Genomic DNA, 16061 nt, shown 5'->3' with positions numbered 1-16061 from the left:
CGCACGCTCGGCGCCTCCGGACACCTGCCGCCGCACATTCCGTAGCACCTGACCTGCCCGCTACGCTCCGCCGGTGACGGATGCCGGTGTCGCGTTGGGCGTCGAGGCCGCTCGTCGGCTGGCCGCGCTGAATGTGATGGACATTCAGCCAGGGCTCACCGATGCCGAGTTCGACTGCATCGAGAGGAATTTCGGCTTCGAGTTCGCCGACGACCATCGCGCTTTCCTCGGCGCCGGGTTGCCGGTCCGGACGCCCGGCTGCGTCGATGATCCCGAGAGCGAGGGGTGGGGCTGGCCGAATTGGCGTCAGCCTAGTTCCGATGCCTTGAAGGAGCAGCTCGACTGGCCGCTCACCACCGCCCTCGACGAGATCCTCAAGGGCGAGTGGCCACCCGGATGGGGAAGGCGCCCACAAGACCTCGTCGCGCGCGAGGCCAAAGCGAGGCGGCACCTCTCCCAGGTTCCCCGGATGATTCCCGTCTACGCCCATCGCTATCTGCCGGCGGGCCGTGGCTCCTCCGGCCATCCGGTGTTGTCCATCCACCGGCTCACCGACACCATCGTCTACGGCCACGACCTCGCCCACTACATCGACCAGGAGTTCCGGACGCATGAGGTGACGGCACCCCTGTGGCGGCACTACACATGAGCGGCGAGGAACCATCGCCCGGCTTCGACAACCGGTGTCAGCCCAGGTACATCGGTGGCGTGGAGAGCATCGAGAGTCGGTGCTGGCTGGATTGGTGGGCGAATGCCACCACGATGCTCGGTTGTTTCGAGGCAGTCGTCCTGATCACCACGACCGACGCAGGTTGGACGGCCGACGGTCGCCTGGTCGACGCCACCGGTGACGAGCGGGAGAGCCTCGCCCTTCTGTGCGACCTCGACCCGGCCTTCACCTTGCGATTAAACGACGACAGCATGGTGGAAGTCGTCGTTCATCGCACCGACGGGCATGATCGCTTTCGTCTCATCGAACGAGTTTCCCGGTCTGGGCAGGCAGGATTTCCGGCAGTTGAAAAGGCCGGCCCCGACTGACGGGAAACAGGCGATCATGATCGTCGAGCACACGGCGACCATGCCCGACACCTGTCGGGGGGGTGTAGGCGGACGGGCTGCCGGGTACCTCGCGCCCAACCCCGTACCCCCTGCTCAGGGGTACCTTATGACCGTCGTGCTCGCCGTTGTCTGCAGCGACGGGGTGGTGATCGGTGCGGACTCCCAGATCACCGAGAGCGATCGCGGTCTGAGCTTCCCCGCCCAGAAGCTGCACCCGCTGGGATCCTGCGCCGCCTGGGGCGGCAGCGGCGCGCGGGGAGTACTCACGATCTGCATCCCCTCCTCCAGGACTCGGCCACCGCCATCCTCGAAGCACCCGACATCGGCGACGAGTTGCAGGAGCGCGTCCTGCCCGTGTTCAAGAAGCACTACGAGAACTACATCCCGGACGTGCCCGGCGAGGGCAGCGGCGGCGGGTGTCGACGTACCTGCTCGCGGCCGGCTACAGCCAGGGCGGGCCGTGGGTCGTGGAGATCAACCCCAACGGCCTCGTCGGGCGCTACGAGGACGTGGGCTTCCACGCCATCGGGGAGCACCCATGGCCCAGCAGGCCGGCGCACTGCTGTCCCACATTCGGATGACCACGCGCACCGTCGAGTATGGTTCGGGTGCTGGAGGCGCTGGCGCAGACCTCGCCGTCGGTCGGCGGCCCGTTCAGCGTGGCGTGCATCCGCGAGGAGGGCGCCCACCACCTCGACGAGAAGGAGATCGCCAAGGCGCTGAAGGACTGCCAGCGCTGGCGCGATCTCGAACAGGAAACGCTCGACCGGCTGTTCGACTGACGCCGCGGACGACCGGCGAGGTAGTGGCTCGTCGGAGGCGGCAGATAAGGCCGCCTCCGACGAGCGAAAGACGGCCTCTGAACTGGGTGGAGCTGAGGGGATTTGAAACCCTGACAGTGATGATGTGGGAGCCATCCCGTCCGGCGACCCATCACCGGCCTGCTCAGCCAGGGTCCAGCCGTTCTTACGGCCCAGACCCGAGACCAGCTCGCACAGGTACTGCCGCGCCCGCCGCCGCGGCTCCGATCGGCGAGACCGAGGCCCGATCCGCGCATGCAACCGGTCCAACTCGCCATTCCACTGATCGACATCAACGTCCGTCACAGCCAGACCAACGAACACGAGCCGAAGACGATTCGCCTACTGCTGTTGCAGTACTAATTAGCACCGTGCGGTCCCCGTCTACCGCGACCGTGGCGTTTCCGTCACTTCAGCCAGTTGGTAAAGGCCACGGGGCGGCATCAACCACTGTGGAGAGCCATCCCGCGAATTCCGGGATAGGAGGTACGACCCCGGCTGCCGTTCGTATCGCCTCGGCGACCTGCCCGACGAGCTCCGGGAACGTAAGGAGCGCATCAGCCGCTGGGCGCTCGCCCTGTGCACGAAGGGCCAAACCGAGTCCGACCAGCGCGATGAGTTGCCGGTCGTCTGCTCGGTCGACGGCACGTAGATACGCGTGCTGCGCCTGCTCCATGTCACCTGCCACCAGGTGAACGTCGCCAACCGTCGCGTCCGGCGTCGCATCGCCCGCGCCGGACGGGGTCTGGTAGAGCAGGTGGAACCGCTCCGGTCGAGCGAGCCGCCAGCGCATCAGGACCGCTCGGGCGTCCAGCGCGGGAACGTCGATTCGTTGGCGCAGCTGCGGTTCGTATCGCAAAGTTCCCGCGTCGTTTCGCGACATCGTCCAGCGCTCCGCGAGTTGGTGCACCAAGTCGCCGGGCGCCTGGAGATGATGCGCCCGCCAACCGGCCCAGTGGTCTGCGGTCGCCATGCTGACCGTGTCGGCGATCTCGTCGGACGCCTCATGCCTCATGGCGTCGAGGACGCCGGTCAGCGCCGTCACGACGTCGTGTCCGTAGGTGGTGAGATGCGGGTCAGTGCGGATCTGACTCAACGCTCGGGCGACCTGGTGCTGCCAAAGGCCGCATTCGAAGGCGGCTCGGGTCCGGTCCCGATGCGGAAGGGAGGGTTGTTGGTGGCGGTTGTGCCAGAAACGGGCCACCGCCGTGAACGCATACGTGCCGTTCAGCAGGCCGCCGAGCGGTCGCGGATCGTCGCGCCACGGCGCATAGTAGCGGGGGTTGTCGTGGTGTTCGAAGAGCGGCACTAGGTTGTGCAATGCGCCAAACTTCAGATGCTGCAGCTCGTGGAGAAGCGTTCCGGCGAACGAGACCGGGTCGTCGGGTGGCGACATGGCTATGTATCCGTGGGCTGCGGACGAGCTGGAGCTGGCCGGACGGAGCAGAGGCGCTGGGGGCAGGGGAACGAGGCAGCGCACGAAGGACTGGAACGCCTCAGCTTCGTCGGCGTCATAAGCCCTGATGATCGAGACGGATTCGTCGAGCAGGCGGGCCCACATGTCGGCGTCCGCGAGAACGACGGGATTTGCGCGGCTCTGCTGACGCTGGAGATATCGGTCGAGGGGATCGAGGATCACTCGCTCGTTGATGTTGCGGATCGCCGTCCAGCCTGGCCCGTCTACCTTCGGGTACGGAGGCACGGTGACGGTGCATCCGTCAAACGTCACGGTGACGGTCAAGCCAGACCGTCGCACCCGGGCCAGGCCGGTCGCGCTGTCACCGAAACTCGCTACACCGAGAGTCGGCAACGCAGCCATGCCCTCCCAGACCGGAACGTGAACATCGAAAATGCGGTGTGTGACGATGCCGGCGACCGCTGCGACGGCCTGGAGGTGCCCCAAGACGACCCAGCTAGGCAGGTCGTCCTCCCACCTGCCGTCGGTGTGCCGAAGGACGTGCACCAGCCAGGCCCCGACCTGTGGACTCGTGATCACCCGGTCTGCGGAGCGAGGCGCCGACTGACGTGCTTCATCGATGAGCGCCACGGCCGCATCCGTCTCCGCAGATGAGGGCCAACCTTTGGCGCGGAGGAGGACAGCCACCAGGAGCAGCATCCGATGGCTTGTCATACCTGAGGAGAGTTCGTCAATGACCCTCCGGTCGCAGTGTCCGCGGGCGAGACGGTTGAATGAGGTGCGGGTCAGCGAGTGGCTACCCAACGGTCTGCCCAGCTCGGCCGAATGGAGGATGTTGGCGTAGGACTGGATGATTGGAGCGGATCCATCGCTCAGTCCGCCCCCGCCTCCTGAGTACCCGCTGACACTCGGTCCCTGGAGGCGCTTCAAGAGCTGAGCGACCGTCGACTCCATTGTGGCCGGATGCAGACTGCGCAGATCACTCAACGACAGGGAAGCCACGGCCGCGACACCGGTGTCAATCACGGACGGTACGAATTCGGCTCCGCCTGCAGGAGCGTTGTCCAGCGGCGTTTCGTTCGAGACAACGACCGGTTCGCCACGCAATGCGCGCGCGGTTTCCGCGGCATCCTGATGGTCCTCACCCAACACCCGAATCCGCCTCTCCAGAACCGAACGATAGACCGCCAGCGCCTCGTCCTGACGGCCCAGATCCCGCAGAAGGTCGGCCCGGTTGGACTCGGAGACCAGGGTGTCAGGATGGTCCAGCCCGAGCACCTCCTTCCGTAGCCGCACCGTCTCGTCATTCAACTCCAACGCGGCGTGCGTCTCGCCGAGTCGCCGCAGGTCGACAGCGAGGTTACTTATCGAGGTCAGGGTATCGGGATGGCGCTCGCCAAGAACCGCGCGCCGTCGCTGGAGCACGTCCCGGTTCATGTCGCGGGCGGCGCTGTACTCGCCCATTCGATGGAGCACCACGGCGAGGTTGCTCATCGATGCCAGCGTGTCGGGATGGTCTTCTCCGAGAACCTGTCGCCGCCGGCGGTAGGTGTCCTCGTTGAGCTGGCGGGCGGCCTCGAAGTTACGAAGTGCGCTCAGATCGGAGGCCAGGCTGGCTGCCGAGTGCAGCGTGTTAGGGTGATCCGGCCCACGCCACTCCCGCTGCAACCGGTAGTTCTCCTGGTCCAGGGCCCGAGCGAGATTATGCCGCCCATAGTCCCGGTGGGCCAGCGCCAGCATGTGCGCTGCGGAGACGGTGTGCGGATCGTTGCGGCCGAGTTCTTCCGTCCACCGCAGGAACCAGTCTTCCAACAGTGCAGGTGCGGTGCGCATGTCCCGTCGGATGAGCACGAACCAGCCCGCATCACAGGCCAGATCGAGCAGCGGCGGCGCCGGCTCTGGGTGGTCAAGCACGATGAGAATGTGCGGGAACAGCGTGGCCCAGTCTCGCCAGGTGACCGGATCGCTCGGATCACCGGGCCGCGCCGCAACCACGAGCGCCTCCGCGAACCGTTGGTAGGTGAAGATCTCGGCGTGTGTGAGCTGGCTACGGAGCACGTCCTGGACCAGCCGGTGCACCTGGACACATCGGTCGACTCGTTCAACGAGGCCGTGCTCGACCATCTGCGCCACAGTGTTCAGTAGGTCCGGCTTGGCAACCGTGGCTCGCCGTACCGCGTCGAGATCCGGCGGCACGCCCTGCGCGGGCACCACCGAGGCGGCCTCTTGCAGCAAGGTGAAGGGCACGGGCTCCGGGCTGAGGAAGGCAAGGGTCCGGAGCATGCCGAGGGCCGCCGGGTTCTCCTCCACGAGCCTCCTGACCGTCAACAGCACCGCTCGTGCGAAAGAGTCGGCGTAACCGGGTGCCAGGCCCTGGTCGAGGATTCGTGCCGGCTGACTGGCGAGCTCATCGAGATACTCGGAGGCCGACATGCCGGTTCGTCGTAGAAATGTGGCCGCCTGTGCAAGGGCCAGCGGAAGGTTGCCTAGCGCGGCGGCCATAGCCAGTCGGTCATTCCGACCCAGCGCCGGATGGTACGAGGCGAGCACCTCGGTCGACTGATGACCTTGCATAAGGCTGACGTCGATGACATCGGCGACCTCCCGGATAGCCGGGTTGCGAGAGGTGATCAGAACGTGCCCCCGGCCGCCGGGCAGCCACCCTTCGATCTGGTCGGCGCTTATCACGTTGTCGAAGATCAATAGCCAGTCGTTCGCGGTGCGTAGGTGCTGCATAACGAGCCGCACGGCCGCGCCGATGTCGGCGCCCCTTCGACTCCCGGGCTCGACCAACTCCAGCGCGACAGCCAGTTCGGCGAACTGCTCCCCGATGAGGCTGTCGCGTTCGGCCCGGATCCACCACACGGTCGAGTAGAAATCCGCGAAGCGGTGAGCATACTCCCTCGCGATCTGGGTTTTGCCGACGCCGCCCATGCCGGCCATGGCCTGAACGAGTACCCGTCCACCAGTCTGCAATTTCGCCCGCAGGTCCTGCAGGATGTCATCCCGTCCGACGAAGCGGGGATTTCGCGCCGACACGTTCCACACAGCGCGACCCGATCCACGGGATCCGGGTTCGGGCGGCGCGGATGACTCGGTGGAGCCGCGGCGAACGTCGTCGAGAAAGCGTTTCCAGCGGTCCCAGTCCGGCGGGGTACCGGCCCATTCCGACCAGATACGGATAACCGTCCAGAGTTGCTTGTCGTTCCGGGGTGGACGGCGGAGCCGGAGCCACTCGCCGACCCGTTTGCTGAGGTCCGGGAAGGGATTTCCGTCTGCCCGGTCCAGCTGCCGGCGAGAGTACGACTGCGGGCGCGCGTTCTGTGCGTCTGCCTCCAGGGATTCGAGCTCCGTGAACAGATCGCGTTCGGGATGCCTGGGATCATTCACCTGATCATCCTTATCGACTGCCATATGCCCGCCCGGGTGCCCGCTGCCCGTTGACGGGCGCCGGGCAACGCCTGTGAGGTCGCAGTTTATCGAACTCGATGCCCGTCTTGGCGAGATGACTTACGGGCACCGAGCCGGTAGCGCCACCGTCGAGTCATGTCCGAGCGTACTGAGAGTGATCAGAAGACCCCGAATCGGAACGTTGCCGCGCGATCGAAGAGCACTGTGCTGTTGACGGTGCTGGGCAGCCTAGTCTCCGGTGTCGCGCGAGCGATCGCGGAGCGGCTGCTGAACATCCTGTGAAGGTAGTTTTTACGATCTGACCGACCCTGCCGAGGCGCTCCTCGGTGGGGTCGATCACCCAGCGGCATAAGGGCAACCGCCGGGCACTACAGCGGGTCGTGGTGGCACTCGGCCGCTTTGCAACTCGCGTTCGGGGCCCCGCCGCCATCGAACTCAGCCGTTCGGTTTAAGTTCTGCTGCCCCGTGCCACGGTCTGGGGCTCTGTCCGACGGTCAAACGGGCAAGGGCGGGTTCCCCGTCATCCGAGAACCCGCCCTTGACCTGCTGCTTCTTGGTGGAGCTGAGGGGATTTGAACCCCTGACCCCCTCGATGCGAACGAGGTGCGCTACCAGTCTGCGCCACAGCCCCTCCGCTGGCGAACCAGCGTCGGTCCCACCCGGCTTGCACCGGGCGGGCCGGCACAAGGCTAACAGGTCACGCCCCTCACACGCGAACCACCCCGCCCGCCCCGAGGCCCCACCCGACCCCGTCCCGTCGATCTTGGAATTGTGGCACTTCCGATAAGCCTTGAAAGGGGCAAACCTTGGCACCACAACTCCAAGATCGACCCAGCGTCCCCTGCGGGCGAGCACCCGACGACGGGCGCGGTCAGGCGCCCCGGCCGGACTGGTAGGGGCGACCACGCAGGCCACCCGCCCGCCGGTAGGACACCGAGCCGCCGCTCGCGGCCGGTGGCAGGTCCGCCGGCCGGTCCAGGCCCATCGCGGTACGCCGGACCGCCTCCCGCTGGGCGGCCAGCCGGCGCTGCGCCTCCCGCCGGGCCGCCGCGCGCCGGGCCTGTTCGCGGCGCACCTCGGCCTGGCGGGCGGCGAGCCAGGCGGCTTCCCGGGCGTCCGCGCGCCGCCGCCGGCGTTCGGCGAGGGCCCGGTGCCGCAGGTGTACGACGTACGCGACGAGCAGCGCGCCGGTGACCGAGACGCTGATCCAGAACCCGGGCCCGACCAGCATCACGCCGACCAGTTCGACCAGGTTGAGCAGCAGCAGTGCGGCGAGCACCCGGCGTCGGCGGTAGACGGCCGGGGTGTGCCGTCGGCGGGGCGGGTGCCGTCGGCGGGACTGCGCGGGGACCGCCGAGACGGGCCGGAGCCGGCCGGAGCGCCGCCGGACGGGAGGCGCGGAGACCGGACGAGCCAGACCACCCGTGTCGGAATCCTCACTCAAGGTGACGACAAGGGTGCGGGGCGGGTGCACCGGCTGGCGTCCGGGCACGGTGCGTCGACGACGCTGGCGCTGAAGCACCCGTGCCGTCGACTGCGCCCGCTCCGCCACCAGCCGCTCGGTGGCGTCGTACCGGCGGACCAGCGCCGGAGCGAGAGCGAGCAGACCGGCGGCGGCGAGGACGGCGAGGAGCACCGACGTCGGCACCCTCACCCCTCCCGTCACCAAGTTCGGGGCGAGCGCCACACGGCCGCAACTTCTTCCGTCGACTCTCGTTAACGGCGCACATCGTGCGGACCAGCAGCGCTTGCCACAGCTTGCAGTTACTTGAGGTTACGGGCCGCCGACCCGCTTCACCGTGCGCCGCGCCGGGCGTCACGGCCGGAACGGCTCAGCGCCGGCTGTCACGTACGCGGTGCCACCGCGCCAGCAGACCGCCCTCGGCGGCCACTTCCTCGCCGGTCATCGCGTATCCGATGTGGTCCCGCCAGGCGCCGTCGATGTGCATGTACCGCACGTGGTAGGCCTCCTCGCGGAAGCCGAGCTTCTCCACCACCCGCCGGGACGGGGCGTTCTCCGGCCGGATGTTCACCTCGATCCGGTGCAGGCCACCGGGGCCGAACGCGTGGTCCACGGCGAGCGCGACAGCGGTCGGGATCACACCCCGTCCGGCCACCCGCGAGTCCACCCAGTAGCCCACGTACCCGGAGCAGAACGCCCGGCGCACGATGCTGCCCACGTTGAGGTGGCCGACCAGCCGCTCCTGCCCGTCCTCGCGCAGGCAGACCGCGAACGGCATGCCGTCCCCGGTCCGCGCCGACCTCCGCTGGTCGGCGTGGACCAGACGGAACGCGGCTGGCGAGTTCGTCGCGTCCCAGCCGCCGGGCACGTGCGACTCCCACGGGGCCAGCCACTCCCGGTTCGCGCGCCGGATCGCCGACCAGGTCGCCGCGTCGGAACGCCGGTACGGCCGCAGCACCACCGGACCGTCCACCAGCACCGCCGGCCACCCCGGCGCCCGCCGGAACCTCACCGGCGTCGGTCCAGCAGGAGCACGTCCACGGTGGAGCCGGCGGCGGCGGTGGTGACCCGCTCGCCGAGCACCAGCAGGCCGTTCGCCTCGGCCAGGCCGGAGAGCGTGTACGGCCCACCGGCCAGCGGCTGCACGGTGTAGCCGCCACCGCGCCGCTCGGCCACGTGCGCGGGACGGAACTCGCGCAGCCCGCCCGGCGAGGAGACGGTCTCCAGCAGGTGCGCGCGCACGCTCGGCCGGAACACCGGCTCGGCGCCGGCCAGCAGTTGGATGGCCGGGCGGGCCAGCACCTCGAAACCGATCAGCGCCGCGCCGGGCTCACCGGGAAGACACACCACCGGCACCTCCTCGGCGCCGACCGTACCGAACCCGAGCGCCGTGCCGGGATAGAGGGCCACCTCTGTGAAGGCCACCGGCCCGGCCCGGCCGCCGTCGCGGCGGGACAGGATGCGGCGGACCATGTCGCCCGGCCCGGTGCCGGTGCCGCCGGTGGTGATGATCAGGTCGGCCCGCAGCGTCTGGTCCTCCAGCAGGCCGCGCAGCGCCTCCGGGTCGTCGTCGCAGATCCCGACCCGGTACGCGAGCCCGCCCGCCTCGGCCGCCGCCGCGGTCAACGCGTGCGAGTTGGTGTCCACCACCTGACCGGGCTGGCTGCCCCGTCCCACGTCGACGAGTTCGTCACCGGTGGCCACGATGACCACCCGGGGGCTGGGGCGCACCACCACGTGCCCGATGCCGGTGGCGGCGAACACCGCGACCAGGGCCGGTGAGACGTACGCGCCGGCGCGGGCGAGCAGCGTGCCGGCGACGAGTTCCTCACCGGCGCGGCGCAGGCCGTACCCGCGCTTGGGCGCGCGGAAGATCTCCACGGCGGCCATGCCCTGGTCGGTCCACTCCACCGGCACCACCACGTCGGCGCCCACCGGCAGCGGCGCGCCGGCCGCCACCGAGAAGCAGGCGCCGGGGGTGAGCCGGACCGGCCGCCAGCTCGCCGCGCCCAGGTCACCGACCACGTTGAGCCGGATGCTGCGCCCGCCGCGGATACCGGAGGGGGCCGGGACGTAGCCCGGCCCCCGGCTCCCTCCAGAGATGTCCTCCCAGCGCGCGGCGTACCCGTCCACCGCCGCCTGGTCGAAGGCGGGGAACGAGTGCGGGGCGACCACGTCCTCGGCGAGCACGTTGCCGTACGCCTGGGTCAGGTCGAGGTCGAGCGGAGGCAGCGCGCGTAACCTGCGCAGCACGCTGCCCAGGTAGTCGGCGAGCGGCGTCAACTCGTTCGCGGCCGCCTCGGCGTCGGCCGTCGCGGTCATGTATCGGCACCGCCGGACGCGTTACGCAGGCCGTTGAGGACCGCGTCGGTGACGGTCTCGTCGCCGTTGTTGACGAACTCCGCGAGCCACTTGCGGAACTCGGTGCCGATGTCCTCCCGCTCGGCGGCGATCTGCACCACGGTCTGGAGGTAGCCCAGCGGCATGCCGGTGTCGTAGCGGGTGCCCCGGTAGACGATGGCGTGCACCGGCACCCCCTCGGTACGCAGCAGCTCCATCGCGTCGGTGAGCTGGATCTCGCCGCCGCTGCCCGGCTTCGTCCGCCGGATCGCGTCGAAGATCCGCCCCGGCAGCACGTACCGGCCGAGGACGGCCAGGTTGCTGGGCGCGTCCTCCGGGCTGGGCTTCTCCACCATGCCGGTGACCCTGACGACCTCGGCGATGTCGGCGTACTCCGATTCGGCCGGCTCGACCGAGGCGATGCCGTAGCGGCTGGTCTCGGCCGGGTCGACCTCGAAGAACGCGAGCACCACGCCGCCGGTGCGGGCCTGGAGTTCCAGCATGGCCGGCAGCAGCGGCTCGGCGGGCTTGACGAACTCGTCGCCGAGCAGCACCGCGAAGGCGTCGTCGCCGACGTGCGACTCGGCGAACCCGACGGCGTGGCCCAGGCCGAGCTGCTCCGGCTGGCGGACCGTGTAGACGGCGGCCAGTTCCTCGGTGCGCTTGACGGCGGCCAGCAGCTCCGGCTTCTTGGCGAGCCGCTCCTCCAGGTCGGGTCGCCGGTCGAAGTGGTCGACCATCGAGGTCTTGCCCCGCCCGGTGATCAGCAGCACGTCGGTGATGCCGGCCTGGGTGGCCTCCTCGACGATGTACTGGAGAACCGGCCGGTCGACGACCGGCAACAGCTCCTTCGGGACCGCCTTGGTGGCCGGCAGGAACCGGGTGGCCAGGCCGGCCGCCGGGATGACGGCCTTGACCGCACGGGAGCGACCGGGGGTCGCTGAGGGGTTCGCTGAGTGCTCCGACATGCCGCGAGACTATCGGCCACGGCTCTGCCGCGGCGGGTGAGGACCGGAAGACGCGCCGCCCTGCGCGGCGCCCGCCGGGTCCGCCGCGCCGGCCCGGGGCAGCCCGTCGGGCGGGCTGACGGTGGCGGCCACCACCGGAATCTCCTGGGTGCGAGCCGGATCTCCGACAGCTACGGGGGCCATCCGGTAGCCGTCCCGCCCGGCCGCCTTGGCCGCGTAGAGCGCGTCGTCGGCCGCGTCGAGCACCTGCTGGCCGCCGGCGGCGTGGTCCGGGTAGACGGCGATGCCGATGGAGACCGTCACCGGCACCCGCAGCGGCTCGTCGCCGTGACCGTCGATTGGCACCGGCTGGTCCCGCACCACCGCCCCGAGCCGCTCGGCGACGATCGTGGCGCCCCGGGCGTCGGTCTCCGGCAGCAGTACCACGAACTCCTCGCCGCCGTGTCGGAACGCCAGGTCCACCTCGCGGATCACGCCGCGTACCCGGCGGGCGAACTCGACCAGCACGGCGTCCCCGGCGGCGTGCCCCCAGGTGTCGTTGACGTGCTTGAAGCGGTCCAGGTCGAGCGCGAGCACGCTGAGCATCCGGCCGAACCGGTTCGCCCGTTCCACCTCCCGCCGGATCGACTCGCGCAGGTAGCGGTAGTTCCACAGCCCGGTCAGCGGATCGGTGAGGGAGAGCCGCTGCGCCTCCTCGTGCACCCGGACGTTCTCCACCGCCACCGCCGCGTGGCCGGCGAAGGTGCGCAGCGTGGCCACGTCGTCGTCGTCGAACTCGTGCCCACCGAGCCGGTCGTAGAGGGCCAGCACGCCGAGCGCCGCGCTGGGCGGCGCGGCCGGGTCGCCGTCCACCGGCGGGTGGCCGGGACGCTCCGGGCCGCGCGGGTCGGGGGCGGCGAACGGCACCGCCACGTACGTCTCGCAGGTCGGTTCCCCGGTCGGCGGGTCCGGCGCGCTCCAGCGGCCCCGCACCGGCTCACCGGTGGCGGCCACCGCGCCGACCACGCCGGTGCCGACCGGCACCCGCAGCGTCGCCGGGTCCGCCGGGTCGTCGGTCGGCCAGCGCCCGGCCAGCCCCTCGACGCACTGGCCGACCAGCACGCCGTGACCGTCGAGCAGCAGCACCGCGCCGGCCCGCGCGCCGGTCCCGGCGATCGCGCTGTCCAGGATCACCCGCAGGATACGTTGCAGGTCGTGCGTGCTGGCCAGCGTGTCGCCGAGCACGACGAGGTGGTTGCGGAGCTGGTCCCGGCTGCTGGTCAGCGCCGCCACGTAGCTGCCGGTCTCCCGCATCATCCGGTTGAACGCGGCGGCCAGCCGTCCGATCTCGTCGCGGCTGCGGACCGGCACCCGCGCGGTCAGGTCGCCGTGCGCCACCCGGTCCACCGCACCGGCCAGCTCGACCAGGGGCCGGGTCGTCACCCGGGCCAGTCGCCAGGCGGCCAGCACGGCCAGCAGCGCGGCCAGCGCCACCGCCGCGGCCAGCGCGCCGAACAGGACGGGTGGACGCCGGGCCGGCACCGAGAGCACCAACGGCAGCGGCTGCCCCGGGTTCGGCCCGACCCGACGCACGTACCGCCCGTCGCCGGTGCCGGCCACCCGCTCCCCGACCGCCTGGCCGGCGGCGGCCAGCACCGCTGCGCGTACCCCCGGGTCCTCGGTCGTGTGGGTGATCCGCCCGGGGCCGTCGAGGAGGGTGACGTCGACGCCGGTCACGGCCGCGAGCCGCGCCACGAAGGCCGGGTCGACGGGCTGCGCGGCGGCGACCGCGCCCAGGTCGGCGCCGGCCGGGTCGCGGAGCCGGACCTGGACGGCGAGCGCCCCCACCCGGCCGGTGGGCGCGCCGGCGCAGTCCTGCCACGGACCGGCCGGCCCACCGGCGGTGGCGTAGGTGGTCCGGCCGGCGGCGTCGGCGATCACGACGGCGGTGGCCAGCCCTCGGCCGACCACCTGGTCGGCGGCGCGCGACCGGGCGACCGGGTCGGCCGCCAGCGCGACCGCGTCGGCCGCCGCGCGCAGTTGCTGGCAGAGCGCGTCGACCGAGGTACGCACGCCGGCCGCGGCCAGGCCCAGCCGCTCGGTGGCGCGGCTGCGGTCGACCGCGCTGAGGGTGGCGCCGACGAAGAACGCGCCGAGCAGGACGGGGCCGAGGACCACCACGAGGAAGGCCACCGTCAACCGCCCGCGTAGCGTCAAAAGCCTTCCCCCCGGAAGTTCCGCGCCCCTTGGTGCGATGCTGACACAGAGCGACCGGTAGGCAAGCGTTGCGTCAGGAGTGTTGCGTGCCGGATTTTTCGGATGAGGTGCACGAGGCGAAGCGGGAACTGCGCGTCGCGCTGCTCGCCGCCCGCCGGTCGCTGTCCGCGCCGCGTCGCGCCGAGGCGGCGGCGTCCGTCCAGGCCGAGCTGACCGCCCTGGTACGCCGGCTGCGCCCGGCCCGGATGACCGCGTACGTGCCGGTCGCCTCGGAGCCCGGCGGGGACGATCTGCCGGAGGTGCTGCGGGCCGCGCTGCCGCCCGGGGCGGCGCTGCTGCTGCCGGTGCTCCGGGACGACCTGGACCTGGACTGGGCCGCCTACACCGGGCGGGAGTCGCTGCGCGCCGCCGGCCGAGGGCTGCGCGAGCCCACCGGGCCACCGTGGGGCCGGACCGCCGTGGCCGGCGCGGACCTGGTGGTGATGCCCGCGTTGGCGGTGGACCGCCGGGGCGTCCGGCTGGGCCGGGGCGGCGGCTCGTACGACCGCGCGCTGGCCCGGGTGCCCGCCACCGTGCCGACGGTGGCGCTGCTGCACGACGGCGAGCTGGTCACGACCGTGCCCGCCGATCCGCACGACCGGCCGGTGCACTGCGTGATCACGCCCGGGGACGGGCTGGTGGCGGTGCCGGGTGTGGGACCGGGCGCTTCCGCTGGACGAATCCGGGTGCGATGACGCACCATTGGCACTCGAAGACCACGAGTGCCAGACCGGCCGTGCCAGAGATCCGGAGGAGAACGTGCCCACGTACCAGTACGCCTGCACCGCGTGCGGCCACCAGCTCGAGGCGGTGCAGTCCTTCTCGGACGAGCCGCTGACCGAGTGCCCGGCGTGTGAGGGGCGGCTGCGCAAGCTCTTCAACTCGGTCGGCATCGTGTTCAAGGGCTCCGGCTTCTACCGGACGGATTCCCGTTCGTCCGGTTCCGACAGCGCGTCGAGCCCCGCGAGCAAGCCGGGGAAGTCCGACTCGTCCTCGTCCGACTCGCCGTCGTCCGGTTCGTCCTCGGGCTCGTCCTCGTCCTCCGGGTCCGCATCGGGCTCCGGCTCGTCCGGCTCGGGGTCCGGCTCGTCCGGCTCGGGCTCGTCCGGCTCGGGCTCCGGCTCGTCGGCCAGCAAGGCGCCGGCGGCCTCCAGCTCCTCCTGATCGCGCGCTGACCCGAAGTGGCCGTTTCCCGTGCGGGGGCGGCCACTTCCTCCTGATCGCGCGCTGACCCGAAGTGGCCGTTCCCGTGCGGGGGCGGCCACTTCCGTGCCCGCCGTGGCCGGTTGTCCACAGGACGGCCGGGTTGTCCACAGGCGCCGGCGACGGGGCGACGCGGCGGCACCGGGCGCGCCTAGCCTGCTGGCGGAACGGTCGGCCGGCGGTGGGAGGCAGTGGTGACGGGTCAGGAGGCGACGTTGCGACCGGTGCGTTGGCGCGGGCTGCCCCGACGCCGCACGCTGGTGCGGGTGACGCTGGTCGCGGTGCTGCTGGGGCTGGCCGCGGCGGTGCTCCGGACGCCGGCCGGCTGTCCACCCGGGTCACCGCCGCCCGGATCGGCTCCCTCCGGATCAGCTCCGCCCGGGTCGGCTCCCTCCGGGTCAGGTCCGTCCGGGTCGGCTCCGGCCGGGCCAGGTCCGTCCGGGTCGTCCGCGGGTACCGGCGTCACCGCGTCCGCCGACGCACCGTCCGCCGACGCACCGTCCGCCGGCCCTCAGCCGCTGCCCGAGGGGTCGGTGGGCGTCCCGATCCGGCTGGGCGAACCGGCCGCGCTCGCGGTGTTGCGTCCGGGCGCCCGGGTCGACCTGCTGGTGGTGCCCGCCGGCGGTTCACCGGACCCCACGCTGCTCGCCCCCCGCGCGCTGGTGCTCGACGTGGTGGGGGCCGGCGGGGCGGTCGACGGCTCGTCCGCGCTCTACCTGGCTCTCCCGCCCGAGCAGGCCCGGCGCGCGGTCGGACTGCCCGAGGGCAGCCGCTTCGCCGTGGTGGTCCGTAGCTGACCACCACCTGACCACCGCCCCCGCCAGCCCGTGCCGCCCGGCGGGAGTCGGCCGGTGCCCGACCGGCGGGGAGTTGGCCGGTGCTGGTTCGGCGGGGAGTTGGGCGGTGCTGGTTCGGCGGGGAGTTGGGCGGTGCTGGTTCGGCGTGGGTCAGCCCCAGTGCGGAGGACGCTCAGCGAGCAGCCAGTCGTCATCGCCGCCGGGCCGCTCGCCCCAACCGTGGTCGGTGTCGTCGGTGGTCTGCTCGGGCAGCACCACGAGATCGTCGCTGAGGTCAACCACGCGGTCGTCGTCGCCGCGCGGGACGCGGATGCCGGGTTCGGTCACGAGCAGCAACAATACCGCCGCCGGGCGAGCCGTCACGCCCCT

General features: G+C 71.2%; 14 protein-coding genes, 1 tRNA gene and 1 pseudogene. 7 read left to right on the top strand and 9 right to left on the bottom strand.

Annotated features, from left to right (window positions below; genetic code table 11):
• The first annotated feature begins 73 nt into the window (after positions 1 to 73).
• The 3 genes from ACIA6B_RS12575 (at position 74) to ACIA6B_RS12565 (ending at position 1841) form a co-directional block, all read left to right on the top strand.
• Positions 74 to 649 carry a hypothetical protein gene (locus ACIA6B_RS12575; protein WP_396772839.1) on the top strand — a complete coding sequence of 192 codons (576 nt, stop codon included), beginning with the start codon at positions 74 to 76 and terminating at the stop codon, positions 647 to 649.
• Between the two features lie 59 nt (positions 650 to 708).
• Positions 709 to 1038 carry a hypothetical protein gene (locus ACIA6B_RS12570; protein ID WP_396772838.1) on the top strand — a complete coding sequence of 110 codons (330 nt, stop codon included), beginning with the start codon at positions 709 to 711 and terminating at the stop codon, positions 1036 to 1038.
• A 629-nt stretch (positions 1039 to 1667) separates the two neighbouring features.
• Positions 1668 to 1841: a hypothetical protein gene (locus ACIA6B_RS12565; protein WP_396772836.1), complete on the top strand. Its 174-nt coding sequence runs from the start codon at positions 1668 to 1670 to the stop codon at positions 1839 to 1841.
• 430 nt (positions 1842 to 2271) lie between these two features.
• On the opposite strand, the gene fxsT is transcribed toward ACIA6B_RS12565, so the two are convergent.
• Entirely contained in the window at positions 2272 to 6666 is a 4395-nt protein-coding gene (gene fxsT, locus ACIA6B_RS12560; protein WP_396772834.1) for an FxSxx-COOH system tetratricopeptide repeat protein, read from the bottom strand.
• 156 nt (positions 6667 to 6822) lie between these two features.
• Between fxsT and ACIA6B_RS12555 the strand changes: the two genes are divergently transcribed.
• Entirely contained in the window at positions 6823 to 6969 is a 147-nt protein-coding gene (locus tag ACIA6B_RS12555) for a hypothetical protein (RefSeq protein ID WP_396772833.1), read from the top strand.
• 272 nt (positions 6970 to 7241) lie between these two features.
• Here ACIA6B_RS12555 and ACIA6B_RS12550 read toward each other — a convergent pair.
• The 6 genes from ACIA6B_RS12550 to ACIA6B_RS12525 all read right to left on the bottom strand — a co-directional run bounded on the left by ACIA6B_RS12550 (position 7242) and on the right by ACIA6B_RS12525 (position 13653).
• A tRNA-Ala gene (locus tag ACIA6B_RS12550) sits at positions 7242 to 7318 on the bottom strand.
• Between the two features lie 240 nt (positions 7319 to 7558).
• Positions 7559 to 8341, bottom strand: coding sequence for a hypothetical protein (locus tag ACIA6B_RS12545; RefSeq protein ID WP_396772831.1), 783 nt, complete (start codon positions 8339 to 8341; stop codon positions 7559 to 7561).
• A 178-nt stretch (positions 8342 to 8519) separates the two neighbouring features.
• Positions 8520 to 9161: a GNAT family N-acetyltransferase gene (locus tag ACIA6B_RS12540; protein WP_396772829.1), complete on the bottom strand. Its 642-nt coding sequence runs from the start codon at positions 9159 to 9161 to the stop codon at positions 8520 to 8522.
• On the bottom strand, positions 9158 to 10471 hold the full coding sequence (gene glp, locus ACIA6B_RS12535; RefSeq protein WP_107157119.1) for a gephyrin-like molybdotransferase Glp: 1314 nt from the start codon (positions 10469 to 10471) through the stop codon (positions 9158 to 9160). Before glp ends, ACIA6B_RS12540 begins: the two co-directional genes overlap by 4 nt.
• Positions 10468 to 11457, bottom strand: coding sequence for a UTP--glucose-1-phosphate uridylyltransferase (locus ACIA6B_RS12530; protein ID WP_396772827.1), 990 nt, complete (start codon positions 11455 to 11457; stop codon positions 10468 to 10470). The genes glp and ACIA6B_RS12530 overlap by 4 nt, the downstream gene beginning before the upstream one ends.
• A 9-nt stretch (positions 11458 to 11466) precedes the next feature.
• Positions 11467 to 13653, bottom strand: a complete 2187-nt coding sequence (locus ACIA6B_RS12525) for a diguanylate cyclase (protein ID WP_396772825.1) — start codon at positions 13651 to 13653, stop codon at positions 11467 to 11469.
• A gap of 86 nt (positions 13654 to 13739) precedes the next feature.
• Here ACIA6B_RS12525 and ACIA6B_RS12520 point away from each other — a divergent pair, with 86 nt between their 5' ends.
• Together ACIA6B_RS12520 and ACIA6B_RS12515 are read left to right on the top strand one after the other, a co-directional pair.
• Entirely contained in the window at positions 13740 to 14387 is a 648-nt protein-coding gene (locus ACIA6B_RS12520; RefSeq protein ID WP_396772823.1) for a 5-formyltetrahydrofolate cyclo-ligase, read from the top strand.
• Positions 14344 to 14544: pseudogene (locus tag ACIA6B_RS12515) on the top strand (FmdB family zinc ribbon protein); the annotation flags it as partial. The gene ACIA6B_RS12520 and the pseudogene ACIA6B_RS12515, both read left to right, overlap by 44 nt.
• A 62-nt stretch (positions 14545 to 14606) precedes the next feature.
• Here the strand turns inward: ACIA6B_RS12515 and ACIA6B_RS12510 are convergent.
• Positions 14607 to 14828, bottom strand: a complete 222-nt coding sequence (locus ACIA6B_RS12510; RefSeq protein WP_396773174.1) for a hypothetical protein — start codon at positions 14826 to 14828, stop codon at positions 14607 to 14609.
• A gap of 600 nt (positions 14829 to 15428) precedes the next feature.
• Here ACIA6B_RS12510 and ACIA6B_RS12505 point away from each other — a divergent pair.
• Positions 15429 to 15692, top strand: a complete 264-nt coding sequence (locus ACIA6B_RS12505; protein ID WP_396772822.1) for a hypothetical protein — start codon at positions 15429 to 15431, stop codon at positions 15690 to 15692.
• 150 nt (positions 15693 to 15842) lie between these two features.
• Here ACIA6B_RS12505 and ACIA6B_RS12500 read toward each other — a convergent pair whose 3' ends face one another.
• Positions 15843 to 16025: a hypothetical protein gene (locus ACIA6B_RS12500; protein WP_281943797.1), complete on the bottom strand. Its 183-nt coding sequence runs from the start codon at positions 16023 to 16025 to the stop codon at positions 15843 to 15845.
• Positions 16026 to 16061: the final 36 nt, after the last annotated feature.

The sequence above is a fragment of the Micromonospora sp. NPDC051141 genome, from assembly GCF_044455765.1.
GTDB lineage: Bacteria > Actinomycetota > Actinomycetes > Mycobacteriales > Micromonosporaceae > Micromonospora.
This window is presented reverse-complemented; position numbering and strand designations above follow the sequence as displayed.

Excerpts from the sequence above, each read along its gene's own strand:
- glp (WP_107157119.1), bottom strand. The coding sequence starts at position 10,471 with ATGACCGCGACGGCCGACGCCGAGGCGGCCGCGAACGAGTTGACGCCG.
- ACIA6B_RS12530 (WP_396772827.1), bottom strand. The coding sequence starts at position 11,457 with ATGTCGGAGCACTCAGCGAACCCCTCAGCGACCCCCGGTCGCTCCCGT.
- ACIA6B_RS12555 (WP_396772833.1), top strand. The coding sequence starts at position 6,823 with ATGTCCGAGCGTACTGAGAGTGATCAGAAGACCCCGAATCGGAACGTT.